The sequence below is a fragment of the Photobacterium nomapromontoriensis genome (genome assembly GCF_050336815.1).
Lineage (GTDB): Bacteria > Pseudomonadota > Gammaproteobacteria > Enterobacterales > Vibrionaceae > Photobacterium > Photobacterium nomapromontoriensis.
Genome location: NZ_JAKJSL010000016.1, coordinates 85,446 through 99,509 on the forward strand (window position 1 = coordinate 85,446; position 14,064 = coordinate 99,509).

15 protein-coding genes are annotated in these 14,064 nt (G+C 41.8%); 6 read left to right on the top strand and 9 right to left on the bottom strand.

Features of this window, described 5'->3' with window-relative positions; genetic code table 11:
- Positions 1–14: 14 nt before the first annotated feature.
- Together L4D12_RS02320 and L4D12_RS02325 are read left to right on the top strand one after the other, a co-directional pair.
- Positions 15–599 (top strand): rhomboid family intramembrane serine protease, encoded by a 585-nt coding sequence (locus L4D12_RS02320; RefSeq protein ID WP_428446206.1) that lies wholly within the window; start codon positions 15–17, stop codon positions 597–599.
- Positions 583–918 carry a DUF1840 domain-containing protein gene (locus L4D12_RS02325; RefSeq protein ID WP_428446207.1) on the top strand — a complete coding sequence of 112 codons (336 nt, stop codon included), beginning with the start codon at positions 583–585 and terminating at the stop codon, positions 916–918. Before L4D12_RS02320 ends, L4D12_RS02325 begins: the two co-directional genes overlap by 17 nt.
- A gap of 62 nt (positions 919–980) precedes the next feature.
- Here L4D12_RS02325 and L4D12_RS02330 read toward each other — a convergent pair whose 3' ends face one another.
- From L4D12_RS02330 to L4D12_RS02355, 6 genes are all read right to left on the bottom strand, one after another.
- Positions 981–1,622, bottom strand: coding sequence for a DJ-1/PfpI family protein (locus L4D12_RS02330; protein ID WP_428446208.1), 642 nt, complete (start codon positions 1,620–1,622; stop codon positions 981–983).
- 130 nt (positions 1,623–1,752) lie between these two features.
- On the bottom strand, positions 1,753–3,663 hold the full coding sequence (locus L4D12_RS02335) for a bifunctional metallophosphatase/5'-nucleotidase (protein WP_428446209.1): 1,911 nt from the start codon (positions 3,661–3,663) through the stop codon (positions 1,753–1,755).
- 259 nt (positions 3,664–3,922) lie between these two features.
- Entirely contained in the window at positions 3,923–4,471 is a 549-nt protein-coding gene (locus L4D12_RS02340; protein WP_428446210.1) for a hypothetical protein, read from the bottom strand.
- A gap of 99 nt (positions 4,472–4,570) precedes the next feature.
- Positions 4,571–5,839, bottom strand: a complete 1,269-nt coding sequence (locus L4D12_RS02345; protein WP_428446211.1) for an O-acetylhomoserine aminocarboxypropyltransferase/cysteine synthase family protein — start codon at positions 5,837–5,839, stop codon at positions 4,571–4,573.
- A gap of 292 nt (positions 5,840–6,131) precedes the next feature.
- The gene (gene rodA, locus L4D12_RS02350; protein ID WP_428446212.1) at positions 6,132–7,217 is read right to left on the bottom strand and encodes a rod shape-determining protein RodA; all 1,086 of its coding nucleotides are present in this window, start codon (positions 7,215–7,217) and stop codon (positions 6,132–6,134) included.
- 114 nt (positions 7,218–7,331) lie between these two features.
- The gene (locus L4D12_RS02355) at positions 7,332–7,790 is read right to left on the bottom strand and encodes a hypothetical protein (RefSeq protein ID WP_428446213.1); all 459 of its coding nucleotides are present in this window, start codon (positions 7,788–7,790) and stop codon (positions 7,332–7,334) included.
- A gap of 305 nt (positions 7,791–8,095) precedes the next feature.
- Here L4D12_RS02355 and L4D12_RS02360 point away from each other — a divergent pair, with 305 nt between their 5' ends.
- On the top strand, positions 8,096–8,539 hold the full coding sequence (locus L4D12_RS02360) for an outer membrane lipoprotein (protein ID WP_428446364.1): 444 nt from the start codon (positions 8,096–8,098) through the stop codon (positions 8,537–8,539).
- A 94-nt stretch (positions 8,540–8,633) separates the two neighbouring features.
- Complete coding sequence (locus L4D12_RS02365) at positions 8,634–9,293, top strand: alpha/beta hydrolase (protein ID WP_428446214.1); 660 nt, start codon at positions 8,634–8,636, stop codon at positions 9,291–9,293.
- A gap of 30 nt (positions 9,294–9,323) precedes the next feature.
- Here the strand turns inward: L4D12_RS02365 and L4D12_RS02370 are convergent, their stop codons facing one another.
- From L4D12_RS02370 to L4D12_RS02380, 3 genes are all read right to left on the bottom strand, one after another.
- Positions 9,324–9,704, bottom strand: coding sequence for a PH domain-containing protein (locus tag L4D12_RS02370; RefSeq protein ID WP_428446215.1), 381 nt, complete (start codon positions 9,702–9,704; stop codon positions 9,324–9,326).
- 75 nt (positions 9,705–9,779) lie between these two features.
- Positions 9,780–10,418 carry a 3'-5' exonuclease gene (locus L4D12_RS02375; protein WP_428446216.1) on the bottom strand — a complete coding sequence of 213 codons (639 nt, stop codon included), beginning with the start codon at positions 10,416–10,418 and terminating at the stop codon, positions 9,780–9,782.
- A gap of 71 nt (positions 10,419–10,489) precedes the next feature.
- On the bottom strand, positions 10,490–10,912 hold the full coding sequence (locus L4D12_RS02380) for a DUF3859 domain-containing protein (protein ID WP_428446217.1): 423 nt from the start codon (positions 10,910–10,912) through the stop codon (positions 10,490–10,492).
- A 415-nt stretch (positions 10,913–11,327) separates the two neighbouring features.
- Between L4D12_RS02380 and L4D12_RS02385 the strand changes: the two genes are divergently transcribed.
- Together L4D12_RS02385 and L4D12_RS02390 are read left to right on the top strand one after the other, a co-directional pair.
- Complete coding sequence (locus L4D12_RS02385; RefSeq protein WP_428446218.1) at positions 11,328–12,914, top strand: hypothetical protein; 1,587 nt, start codon at positions 11,328–11,330, stop codon at positions 12,912–12,914.
- 305 nt (positions 12,915–13,219) lie between these two features.
- Positions 13,220–13,870 carry a BUD32 family EKC/KEOPS complex subunit gene (locus tag L4D12_RS02390; protein WP_428446219.1) on the top strand — a complete coding sequence of 217 codons (651 nt, stop codon included), beginning with the start codon at positions 13,220–13,222 and terminating at the stop codon, positions 13,868–13,870.
- Positions 13,871–14,064: the final 194 nt, after the last annotated feature.

A 14,064-nucleotide genomic window follows, 5' to 3' on the forward strand; every position in this document is an offset into this window, starting at 1 on the left:
CAAGGAGGCAATACTTGCAGACAAAGGATCAGGATACCCTTAAATTTATTTCATTGGTTGTGATTGTGTGCATAGTTACGCATATTATTAATATCATGACTGCTGGTTCTTTGTCTGATTTTGGAGTGTTACCTCGCCACTTTGGTCATTTAACTGGCTTGGCCGCTTACCCCTTTATTCATGGCTCGTGGGGGCATTTAGTCAGTAATTTAATCTCATTTTCAATATTAGCCTTTTTGGTCTCGCGTTCAGGTGTATCTCGACTCATTGCTGTTTTTGTGATCAGTTGGGTTGGTAGTGCCATAGGTATATGGATTTTTGGTCGAATGCACTACCACATTGGCCTAAGTGGAGTAATATATGGCCTATGGGCATACTTATTGATCTATGCCGTAATGTATCGAAGTATCAAATCGATAGCGATTGCAGTGCTTGTTATGTTTTTTTATGGCTCGATGGTGTGGGGTTTTTTCCCTGTTAACCAATGGATAAGTTATGAAAGCCATCTTTTTGGGGCAATATCTGGCGCTGTAACCGGTTATCTATACGCTCGGCGTGATAAGCGAAATAAGGAATATAGAGATGTTAGTAACATTTAAGTGTAAAGCATGTGGCAATGTCATGATGTTTGGTGATGTAGCGAAGCAAATGTTGCGCATGATGGGACATAGTGAGAATGTTCCGGGAGCTATCGAACCTGAAGATATTGCAGAAGCATTAGAGAAACTGACACTCGCCACTGAACAAATTCATCAGAGCGAACAACAGCCTGAGATCACTGAATTACCCGAGGAAGAAGAGGTGGATGTTGACGATTTAGATGTAGAGCCTGTTGTTAGCCTTTATACCAGGGCTACACCGCTGATTGATTTACTTAAAGCAGCGGAAAAAGCAGGCTGCTATGTGATGTGGGAATAAAGTACTAGGCTTATTGTTATTTGTTAGATTGATACCGAAAGATGCCTTTGCTCTGCTCGCATTTATTCAACAAGATGGAGTGGCGCAAAGGGATCGTCCCTAGGATCATTTATCCAAATGTATTCTAGATTGATAGCCGCTTTTCGGGCTGTTTCTTCATTAATGAGCCAAGCGATAAGTGCCAGTGTCATGTCGATGGCAGCTGTGCCTCCGGACGAGGAAAAAATACGGTTATCTTGTACCCAGCGAGCGACGGGTATCCAATTCACATCTTCACCGAAACTACTAACCCAATGGAAATAACGTTTATTCGTTGTCGCTGACTTATCAGCTAAAATACCTGCTTTTGCTAGCAGTGCAGTGCCGGTACCGAGTCCGCAAATATATCGATTAGCGTGATCCTGTTTACTTAACCATTCCACAAGCGGGGCATTGTGGACTGCATTCTCTATACTCTTTCCTCCGGGAACAACCAGTATGTTAAATTCCTGCGCGCCATAATAACTTAAGTCCGTATCAAGTCGTATCCCTTGCTGACTTTGAACGGGTTTAGCGTGTTCGGAAGCAAGCTGGATGACAAACTGTTCAGGTAGCATGGCAAAGATTTCAATCAGCGATGCCACCTCTAAAAGATCAAAATTCTCATAAAGCAAGAGGCAAACAGTATAAGGTGATTGTAGGGCAGGTTGTTGATATTCAGACATAACAGCCTATGTGTGTGTGGGTCGTTACCATCAAGCTTAGACTGAAAATTAGGGGATGAAAGAAGGAAGGGCGAATGGGGGTAAAGCTTTAAGCGGTAGCATCGATGAAAGATACTACCGCCTGAAGTACTTAAGAAGCTTTGTTTAATGCTTCGGTAATGATGATGTTTCTTTGAATGTTATCAGCTTGCACACCTTTGGCGGTTTTAAGTGCCTGTTTTTGCTTTTTGATGAAAGCTGCGGCGTCTTTCGCAGAAGCAAACATCAGTTCCTTAACATTAATGGATGCAATATTGGTATAACGCCCATCATCACTCATTGGTACGGAAATTTTGCCTTCATTGATCAGTGCTTTGACAATTTCACGTTCTTTTTCATATCCCTCAAGACCAGATAAGGCCCAGCGGTGCATCGCTTTTCCTTCATACTGGCCGTGCTTCACTTCTTTCAAGTAGCGAATGGTGAGATTGCGAATGGTACCGGCATCTTCACCGAATTCCGCTTCTGTATCAAATAAAACAGGGAAGCTCTTACCTTCTAATACGCCACCATCTTTAGTCAGATGGCCCATGCGGTAGCTGTTCATACCTAAACGAATTTTTGTGGAATCAGTGATCTTGCTACCGTCTTTAAATTGCAGTTGCTTGATTCGCTGTCCTGCAGGTTCTGTTAGATCAATTGTATAGTTCACACCCGCAAAGAAATCGTTAGTTGAATATTTAGATGCTCGGCGCTCAGGGTTGAAGCTATAGGTAATATCGCCGGGCTCTATGCTGTTAAAGTAACCAGCCGACCATTCCATGTAAGTTTTGAGTTCTTTCCCTGTCATCTCGTAGACGGTAATTTCACCACCTGCATATTGATAGTTAAAGGCGATGTCTTTAGATTTGATTGGGCCCACATCCAGTTCGGCTTTATCATTGTCAATTTGCAATGCAATAACATTCGCTATAGGGGCGTAATGCATACTGGCTTCTTGGTATAGGGCACTAATACCTGTATCTTGAATGTGAACCTGTGGAATACCACGTATTTCGTTTTCAGGAACAAGATCGACACCCGTCAGCGTCGCAACAGGGCGATTGGCATTTTCACGCAGGCGTTTGTGGTAAGGGGCATAAAGATCCTCCATCTTCTCATCAGACTGAGTGCCTTTTATTTTATAGGTGTAGCTATCTTTATTGACTAGTGTGTATTTACCATCATTCTCTTCAAATTGAAGATCGATACGAGAAAGTGCACGGCCATATTTATCAGGTTCAGTGATGATCACTCCATTGACGGTCGCTTTATCGATACGGGTATGCATATGACCAGCAACAATTGCATCTAGCTCAGGGTTATCGTTGGCTATGTCAGTGACGCCGGTAGCAGCAATATTGTTTTCGTTATCTAAGCCCATATGAGCGACTAGAACAATAGCATCAACCTTGTCATCAATTTGTTTGATGACTTTTTTGACTTCAAGAGATGGATTGGTAAAGGTAACGCCATTTAGGCGGTTGGTGCCTTCAGCAAACACTTGGGTCATAGGGGTATCCATCCCAATGACTCCGATTTTGATCCCTTGCTTTTCGATAATTTTGTAGGCAGGAAGGAAAGGGTTGCCATCAGGTTGCTTAATATTACCGCCTAACGAGGTGCCTTTAAACTGAGTCAGTGAGCGGTTGAGAATATCAAGACCAAAGTCAAATTCGTGATTACCTAATACCCAAACATCGTATTGCATTTCATTGAAGCCGAGCATCATAGGATCGGTTGGCTCGTCTTTAAATGTTTCAACAAAATTACCCTGAATAGTGTCACCAGCATCAACTAGAATGACATTATTCTGTTCTTGTCGAATATTTTTTACTTTTGTTGCAATTTGACTCAGGCTTCCGCGCATATTGATTTTATCGCTGGCATAATCCCAAGGCATAAAATGACCGTGAATATCAGACGTGCCAAGAATAGTGACATCCACAAGGTCACCATCGGCAGCAAATACATTGCCGCATAATGCTAGAAGTATGGTAGAGGCTAATAGGTTCTTTTTCATAACGCTTTATTATATTGTCTAAAAGTAGGCGCAATAATATGAGTCACAGTGATAATATTGTGAGATCACGATCACTAATGGGTGCAAATAGTGATCATATTCTACTTTATTTGTGAGTGCTGTCTCACTATTGTCCTGTGTTATTAAGAAAAATTGGTCATGATAAGTCAGCAATAATGCTTGATATTTATAATCGGAAGCGCGAAATGTTTTATTGGATTTAGTATATTTATTCAACGATGAATGCTAGAGAGGAGCGTTAAAAAGGGTATCTTGCAGAAATCATAACACTTTGATCTTCTATGTCTTTTATACGCCATTCTGCCCCAATCGAGAATGTATCTGTGGCATGAAATCGGGCATATAGATTAAATTTCGTTATGTCTTTATCGAGATGCATAACACCTAAAACAGTACCAGTTTGCACTCGCGGCAACAACCACATTGAAATCCCAAGATTTAATTCTGTCCCTAAGCGGCCAAGAGTCGTATCGAATTTGTCATTTTTTACTGAGACAACTTTAAAGTCTCCTGTGATGTCTGAACGGATATTGATTGGTGCATGAAACCCAACGCCTGCCTTTACTTGCCAGTCATTGTTGAAATTACTTTCCGCATCAAAAATAGCATGTGCATTCGGATGTAATTGTAAACTTGCGGCTGCGCCAATACCGTTAGGGTTAATGGGAAGCCGTACTTCAACGTAGTTATAGGTAAAGTTGTTAGCACATGTTAGAGAGCTAAACACGACTGTAGCGAAAATAAAAGTGTGTGATGTGGCATTAAATAGTTGATGTAATGAGATCATGGTAACCATTATAGTTTGAAGTAATATATTTTTTCATTATGCCAAATAATATACCAACAACAATATCAGGCCCTATCATTGGGCCTGATAATGTTGTGGTTATGCGTGTAGCGCTTGCTCTAAATCGGCCAGAATATCGTCAATATGCTCGATACCCACCGATAACCGGATCATTTCAGGGCTAACACCGGCCTGATGCTGTTCTTGTTCACTGAGCTGTCGATGTGTGGTGGAGGCCGGATGACAGGCTAATGACTTAGCATCACCAATATTTACAAGTCGCTTGAAAATTTTCAGGCTGTCGTAAAAACGTATGCCTGCCTCATAACCATCTTTGAGGCCAAAGGAGAGGATTGCTGATGGTTTACCCCCCATGTATTTTTCCGCGAATGGGTAATAGGGTGAGTCTGGCAGGCCCGCATAACTGACCCAGCTGACTTTACTGTGAGTCTTGAGGTACTCAGCAACCTTAAGGGCATTTTCTGTGTGTCTTTCCATGCGAAGAGGAAGTGTTTCTAGCCCCTGAAGTAGCATAAAGGCATTCATCGGTGATAAGGCAGAACCCGTATTTCGAAGCGGCACAGTGCGTGCGCGACCGATGAAGGCTGCATCACCAAACGCTTCAGTATAAACCACACCGTGATAAGACGGCTCAGGCTGGTTCATTACCGGAAAGCGTTGTTTGAACTTTGCCCAAGGGAATTTACCAGAATCAATGATGACGCCACCGAGAGTTGTGCCGTGCCCACCTACGTACTTAGTCAGTGAATGTACGACGATATCGGCACCAAACTTGATAGGTTTACATAGCGCGGGGGTGGCCACCGTGTTGTCGACAATGACAGGCACACCTTGCTGGTGGGCTAATTCGGCAATGCGTTCTAAATCAACAATGTTACCCGCCGGATTACCGATGCTTTCACAATAAACCGCTTTGGTTTTTTCATCGATCAGTGCCGCTAGCGTTTCAGGCTTGTCGTTTTTAGCAAAGCGAACTTCAATGCCTTGTTGAGGTAACATATGGGCAAATAGGGTGTAGGTGCCGCCATATAATTGTGGTGTTGATACGATGTTATCACCAGATTGTGCCAGTGTGAGAATGGCGTAGTTAATTGCAGCACTGCCAGCACTGACCACTAACCCAGCGATCCCCCCCTCAAGAGCGGCCATCCGCTTTTCGAGAACATCATTGGTCGGGTTCATTATGCGGGTATAGATATTGCCGGGTACGGCAAGGTTGAAAAGATCAGCACCATGCTGGGCATCGTCAAATTCGTAGGCAACCGTCTGATAAATTGGAGTGGCAACAGACTTTGTGGTGGGGTCTGTTTCATATCCAAAATGGATAGATAATGTTTCGTCTTTCATAACTCTTCCTTGAATTAAGTATATTGTATCGAATAAACATGAAAACGAATGACAAATCAAGAAAAGAGTGACTTCGTTATACCCAAGCAACCTCAAGATGTTCGTGTCATCTTCTTGAATGGAGCCTGCTGAGCTTGCTCTGAGTTCTATATATAGTGGTAACTTGGGTTTATACGCTGAACTAATGAATCGGATTGATCACCCGTATTGGCTATTTGCTGGTGCGTGTAAAAAAAACGCGGCTTAGCCGCGTTTATAGTGATATTCAGATTACATTTGAATGAGCCTGATACTATTTCGTCTTTTTGTACGGTTTGTACAAACACAGGGACATGATGATCCCGAAGCAGACGCCCTGGGTGATCATGGCGGTACCTCCGTAGCTAAAGAAAGGTAACGGGCTACCCATAACCGGTAATACGCCACTTACCATGCCCATATTAATGAATGCATATAGGAAGAAACTTAGTGCCAGTGCGCCACTCACTAGGCGGTTAAACGGGGATTCGCAATGACAGGCTAGCCATATCACTCGACCAGTGATGAATAGGTACAATCCTAGTAGTAGCAAGCTACCAAAAAATCCCCATTCTTCGGCATAGGTTGAGAAAATAAAGTCAGTGTGGCTTTCTGGTATGAAGCCAAGGTGGCCTTGAGTTGCGTTTGTCCAACCTTTACCACGTAATCCGCCAGAACCAATCGCAATCAGTGATTGAATAATTTGGTAACCCGCACCAAGTGGGTCTGATTCTGGGTCAAGAAACTGAGTGACTCGTTTTTTCTGATACGCTTCCATGACGAAAAACCATAATAGCGGCACTGCCGTAGCGATCCCCCCAAGGAATGAACCAATTATTTTCCAACTCATCCCCGCAAAATAGAGCACAAACAGCGCATATATCACGGTAAAAATGGCACCATCAAGATCTGGCTGAATGAAGATCAGCCCCGCAGGAACCCCCGTGACGAGAAGACAAATTGCAATTTTCTTTAAGTCAGGGCGACCCGCATCGACGACCAATAACCATGCAACCATCATTGGCACAGCGATTTTAACCATTTCCGATGGTTGAAAACGAATAGGACCAATGGCCAGCCAGCGTTGAGAGCCATTGGTACTGTCACCCATGACGATAACCCCGATTAGTAACAACACGGCAATGCCATATAAATATGGGGCCGCAAGTTGATATTTAATTGGAGGAATGGATGACATTACCACAATGCAACCAATTGCAATCATGGCGCGGATCAAGTGACGTTCAAGCATCGGTTCACTAAAGCCACTGGCGCTCCATACCGTCAGTGAGCCAAGTAAAATCAGCAACGAAATAGCAATCAATAAAGGAAAATCAATTCTTGGTCTGTAATTGGACATAAAAATGCAAAGTTATTAAAAATCAAAAGAAGTATCACTCATTGCACGAGTGTACTGATCGGGTCCAGAGAACTACTATCTGCTGGTACTATAAGAACATAAAATGTTGGTGTATTAGGCATGCTGTGAGATAGATCGGAACTGGATGTTCGTTTCTTTCCACCCGCCCAGTCGATGGTTACTGATACTATGATGATAAAATTCAGCAGGTAGTACTGTTGCGATCATTGCGATGAGACGCCAGTTTTGCACCAATGCCCGGCGGTTATAGGGGTGAATATACTCGGCGCATAGAATGGATTGCGTTAATGTTACTAACAGTGGTTGACTGTCGAAGGACGGTCCATCCATATTTCGGACTATTGCATCATTACTGTGCAATAGGGGGGAGTGAGTATCCCTGTCAAAAAGCCCATTTTGACGGCGAGAGTCGAGAATGTCTGAAGTGAAAAGATGGCTGTCTGTATTGTTATAAGCCGTAGTGAAAAGTTGGCTTAAATAAGCGGTAAGCGCAGCAAGCGATAAGCCAAACAGCAACACGGTGAATTGCTGTACTGTGAGATGAATTTTCATTGCTTGTGTCTACATTAAATTTAAGCTGACAAGTGAAAGTTGATAGTAAAACGCTACCACCTGTCTAACAAATCAACAGCGGCAGCTTAAGTTAACCGCTTAGCAGAAAAAAGCAATATTTTAGCGCTGATAGGTGTGCAGTTATTTACTGGCTGCTTGTTTATCGAGCAATGCTTGTCTTGCCTATTGGGGTAAGCCCATTGTCTGCGACAAAGCCACTAGGTGTGCTTGCTATACTTACGGCAAGGTACATAACCCAACGTGCAATAGGTGATGATGTGAAAAATCTATACCCTCTGATAATTATGTTGTGCTTTTTCGGCTTATACGGTTGTTCAAGCAACCCCTATGGTGACTCATACGGGGTGGCAGATACCAGAACGATACAGCAGGTCTACTATGGTACGATTACGAAACTTGAGCCAGTAACCATAGAAGGTGAAGGCGAAGGACAGATGATTGGTGCTCTCGCTGGGGCCGCTGTCGGGGGCATTTTAGGCTCGAAAGTTGGTGGTGGCTCTGGATCGGATATTGCCGCAATTGGGGGTGGGTTACTCGGTGGCTATGCGGGCAGTAAAGCGGGAGAAGGCGTCACACGTCGTAACGGCGTTAATATCACCATTAAGATGGATAACACGGGTAAAACCGTTGCTGTGGTGCAAGAAGCTAACCCGAATATGATGTTTCGTGTTGGCCAGCGTGTCAGAGTCAATATGGATGGTAGTACGGCACGAGTGGTTCCTGAATAATATGTTGTATCCTCATTCGAATAGCCTTTAGGCGTGAATGAAATTTAGGTATATGATGAGGGCTATTTTTTTAGTCCTCTCAGGAAATCCACCGATGAATGCACTGTCTGCTGTTATTGTTGAGCCGACGGTAACACCTACCGCCGCTGTTATTTGGTTACATGGCCTTGGCTCTAATGGTCATGATTTTGAAGGCATTTTGCCAGAATTAAAGTTGCCTTCTGATGCGGCCATTCGTTTCATCTTTCCTCATTCGCCCTCTATATCTGTTACGGTGAATGGTGGCATGGTAATGCCCGCTTGGTATGACATTCTTGAAATGGGATCCGGAAGAAAACTCAATACGGAACAGCTGATTGCATCTGCTAATCAAGTCGCGAATTTAATTGATCATGAGATTGCCAGTGGTATCGATAGCGAACGTATCATCCTGGCTGGTTTCTCTCAGGGTGGTGCAGTGGCTTACCATGCTGCACTCAGTTATCCGAAAAAGTTAGCCGGGTTATTGGCGCTCTCAACCTATTTCCCAACAGCTGATCGTGTGGTCGTCTCAGCGGCCAACCAAGCGCTGCCGATTGAAGTAATGCACGGAATATATGATCCCGTGGTTTTGCCATCGATGGGGCGTGACGCCATTGTTGCACTGCAACAACTGGGTTTTGCACCTAACTGGCGAGAATATCCGATGGAGCATCAAGTGTGCTATCCACAGATTAAAGATATTGCCCAATGGATTAGTAAAATACTGTTGTAGAGCCCCATAAAGGGGCTCGTCATGCCGTCACTATTTGCCAGCGACTTTTTCGGCCAATAGTGATTGCATGGCATAAACGTTAGTTTTGCCATTAAACTCAAGGTTTAGAGGTTCCGATTGGCTTGAAACCCAAATTTTCAATTCAGCATCAAGATCAAAATGGCCACTGGTTTCTACGGTAAACATCGTGACAGATTTGTAAGGGATAGAGCGGTATTCTACCTTTTTCCCGGTCATTCCTTGTTTATCGATCAAGATGAGGCGACGATTGGTCAGTATAATCATGTCTCGAATCAGCTTATAGGCGAGCTCGATTTGCTCGCCATTTCCAAGAATTGTTGCTAACTCTTCAGTGGCATCTTCTTGACTCATTTCGCCAGCGTTGCCGATTAATGCGCTAAACAGTCCCATATCATAAAGCTCCAATTTTATTGTTCATCGAGTATCCACAAGTGTTTCAAATGAACTTGGGGATTAATGTCATCGCTACTTCGTCTGCTGTATGGCAAGTTTACGCAGATAAGTGGGTACAGAGGTTTTCGTTGTTTTACCTAATTTGTGCATCATAGAAAACGAGGGCATTGGTAGCTGATATTGCTGCTCAATATCATTGAGTAAACGCAACCAAAGTTTGGCAGTCATTTCCGAATCGGCCAAGGCTCGGTGGAATGTTCCGTCGTTATCAATGTTGAGCTCGTGAACCAAGGTGCCCAGTTTATGATTTGGCATTTCCTGATAGACACGGCGCGCAATCAATAAAGAACAGACAAACTGACCATCATAGCTACGATTGATCCGTTCAAGCTCAGCATCAAGAAAACGCTGATCAAAAGACGCATTATGTGCAAGCAGGTTATATCCCTGAATGAAGTCAGCAAATTGATCCATCACAGTTTCACAGCACGGGGCTTGTGCCAACATGGCGTTGCTTATACCCGTATAGTTTTCAATGAAGCGACTGATCCGAAAGCCTGGGTTCATGAGCTGCTGGAAGTGATCAACAACTTGACCGTTTTCGATTTTTACCGCACCGATTTCAATCGCGCGGTCGCCCATATTCGGTGAGAGGCCGGTGGTTTCAAAATCCAGAACAATGATGGTATCGGCAGGGTTATGGGTATTCACAGTATTTCCTATTACGAAAAGTCATTACGGTTGCGTTCGGGTAGTTGTGCCTAGCTATTAGCATCTGGGTATCAGTAACCACGGCGTTTCCAGAAATCCGCTTCGTCTTTGGCATACAGATTAAAGGTTTTTTCGGCGACAATTTTTCCATGCAGTTCAATGGTCATCCACCAAGGACCTATTTTATCCGCAATAGGGGCCCAGATAGTATCACCCAGATAAAAATCCCAATCGTTAGTGCGGATATGAAGTTCACCATCAAATGGAAGCATGGTTTTGCCATCATCGTCCATAATATCCGGATGGTAGATACAATAGCGGATTTTCTCACCCCGCGCTTTTTTGATGTTCACGGTAAAGCCAAATTCGATATCAATTTCAGCCGGGACATCTGTTGTGAAGGTTTTGATTTTTGGCAGGTGTTTAGATTCAGCATCCCAGGTGGTATGAATCCCATAGGTTTCAATATTAACAACAGGTTTTGCTTTCGCCATTGAAGATGCACTGGATTAAAAATGAGGTAGTCATTATACCTGATAGTCTGAGACAACATCCATACCCAAGCAACCTCAAGCTTCTCGTTTCTGTAATAGCTGACCCTTTGGTGGAGGGTTACAGGCTCTGAATTTTACGCGTTGAGAAATAGCTAGCATTGATTTGTTATTTATGTGTGTTATCCATGGAGGAATGTGCGAACCAGTTAACGTTTAAATATGTAAGTTATTGACTTTAAACGGTGTAGTTAAGAGTATTGTAATGTGAAGTGTTAATTTGTCGGCGGGTGAAAGTAAGAATTCAGTTTATTTGGCAACAATACAGGCGAATAAAATTCAATCGACTGCTGTGATTACAGTAGTTTAAATTATGCAGTAATACGCTGCTTAACTTAGCTGTAAAAGGAATTTCATTTTGTATAAGATAAAAGTCGTATTTTCATTGTTATTAGTTTTGTCTTTTGTTAATGGCTGCCAAATTACTCCTAAAATAGACCCTTACACTCAAATTAAAGATCAAGGAATTGTTATTGCATCGTTCAATAGTCCTATTCCTGTTGGTCTCGTACTAGAAAGAGAGGATGGCGAAGTATTTAACTATTCATCAACCTATAGTTACAAACCTACAAAAAACGTATGGAGTTGGCTTCCTCCTGGTAAATACCAGATCAATGCTTTATTGGTTCAATCTATTCTTGGCTTTGACACTGTGCCTTTGAATAAAGAGCAGTTTAACCCCATTATAGTTGAAATTGGCAGGGTGACTGATTTGAATCAATTAATACCAATAGATTTTGGTGGCGGGAAATATACACTACTGTCCTTACCTCGTCAGGGTTCATATGAAGCAGATGTTGTACAAGAAAATCCTAAACTATTGTTAGACGAAGAACCAATAGAATGGAGTTCATCTGATAGAAAGGTATCCGTTGGAGATATTAAGTTTAGCTCAAGTGGAATGGGTTTCATTGTGGATACCATTCTTACTGCGAGTAAAAAATCTCAACAGACACAGGATAAATTGACTCTTGATGGCTCTTTAGACCATTTCCAAGTATTTGAGCTTGTGAAGTCATTATCTCCTACTACAAATGCAGTAGTGTCTGATAATTTTGGAAATGACTTGATTGGTACTTTCTTTGGTAAAGTGAAAGTGAATAATAATGGAATCTGGTCTGTGAGCGATACTGGAACGACTGACGCAATTTTAGCATTGGAAGTAACAGAATTGAATGCAGTATATGCAGGTTTAGAAACTGGTAAGGTATTGGTTTCTAATGATTTTGAAAAAGGTTGGAATGAGGTAATTAGTTTAGGAGGCGATGAACTTATTTTCGGGATTAAAGAACATAAAGAAAAACTATATGTGGGAACATGGAAGCCAACGCTTAAAGATGGTAAATTTACAGTTTTGTCTAACACACAAATAAGCCCGCAAATTTCTTTGTATACAATTGAAAATAATATTGCTGAAAAATTATTTACTATCAATGGAAAAGAAATGTTTCCATTTGGAGTTAAAATGTCATTAATTGATGACAACGATTATTTATACATAATTTTGCCTGGTGATACTCTATTTAGAGTAAGTAAAGGTAGCAAGGAGTATACGAAATTGGAAACTCCAGAGGTGTTTAGTGGAGCATCTATTAGTGATGAGGGAAGCGTTATAACTATATGGCGTAATCAAGGATTATTCTCAAGTGCCTATCAAAGTAAGGATCATGGTGCGACATGGGCCGAGCTAAAAGGAATTCCAGCAAATCCGATCTTTGTATTAAATGAATTATCAGGTGAAACCGTGTCATGGAGTATTGCCATGAACTTTAATTCAAGTAATTTAGATTTTGACAAGTTGGAAGAAAACGGCAAATGGACACCAATAACGGTATCTGACACAGATTGTAGAGGGGTAATTGCTAGCCAAGATAGTGGACAATACTACTGCGTCCTATCCAATGGTCTTTTACGTGAGTTCTCTGATGGGAACTGGAAAAAATAGGTGTATATTTGAATGATAAAAACGCCTGAAATAGGCGTTTTTCTACTTGGATGATTCTACATACTATGTATTTATTAGTTTTCTTACTATCGTTTATTACAGCTGTTGTTGTGTGGAAATTTTCCACAGTGTATCTGAGTGACGGTTGTGCGATATTGTCATGGTAAATATTAAAGTAGGGAGTTTCTATTTTTAGTGAATTAAAGCCACGCTTATTAAGCATTGCCATGTGTATCACAATATTTATTAAATAACTAGTATAAGTTCGAAAAGATTTTATTGAATTTTATATGTGAGAGGGAAAAATGGATATTTCTAATGCAGTTGGTCAAACGGTTACCACAAAAGTTGGCAAGTTAACGATCTGTCAGTTTCTTGGCAAAGGCAAGTCGGGCTATTCTTACCTGGCTAAAAATGACAGTGATGAGTATGTGATCAAGTTTATGCACTATGAACCTTGTTCATATTACACGTTTGGTGAAGCAAATAAAGTAGAACTGGAAGTTGAAGCATTCAATGTACTGAAGAGAGTTGGTATTAATGTTCCACAGTTATTAGATGTTAATACAGAAGAAAACTTCTTAGTGAAAGAGTATATCGATGGTGATCTTGTAACGAATTTGATCATCAAACGGTCGTTACCAAACGGTTGCATTAAGCAGGTTTTTGAAATGGCTTATGCTTTAAAGAATGCGGGCATGAATATAGATTACTTTCCTGATAATTTTGTTGCTATAGGGGATAGCTTATATTACATCGATTACGAATATAATCAGTATGATGAGAACTGGGATTTAGTTAATTGGGGACTGTATTATTGGGCAAACTCTGCTGGAATGAAATGCTATAAAGAGACTAAGGATGCTTGCCATATTAATCAAAGCCGTGATTCAGGCATCCCCATTAAATCACCATTTGATAGCATGTTACGTGAATGGTGTCAGTTATACGGATAAATATAAAATATATAACGGATAAGGTTACCAATAAATCAATCTGGTGCGCTGCGCTTAATGGTCATGGTTTGGTGGCGTTACCGTATTTATAGCTGATATGCATAGAACGTTGAGGTTGCTGCGAGGGCTGTTGGTATCACTGGGATTCAATTTGAATACACAGCCCAATGTAAAAACACGTTAAAAGCACTTGT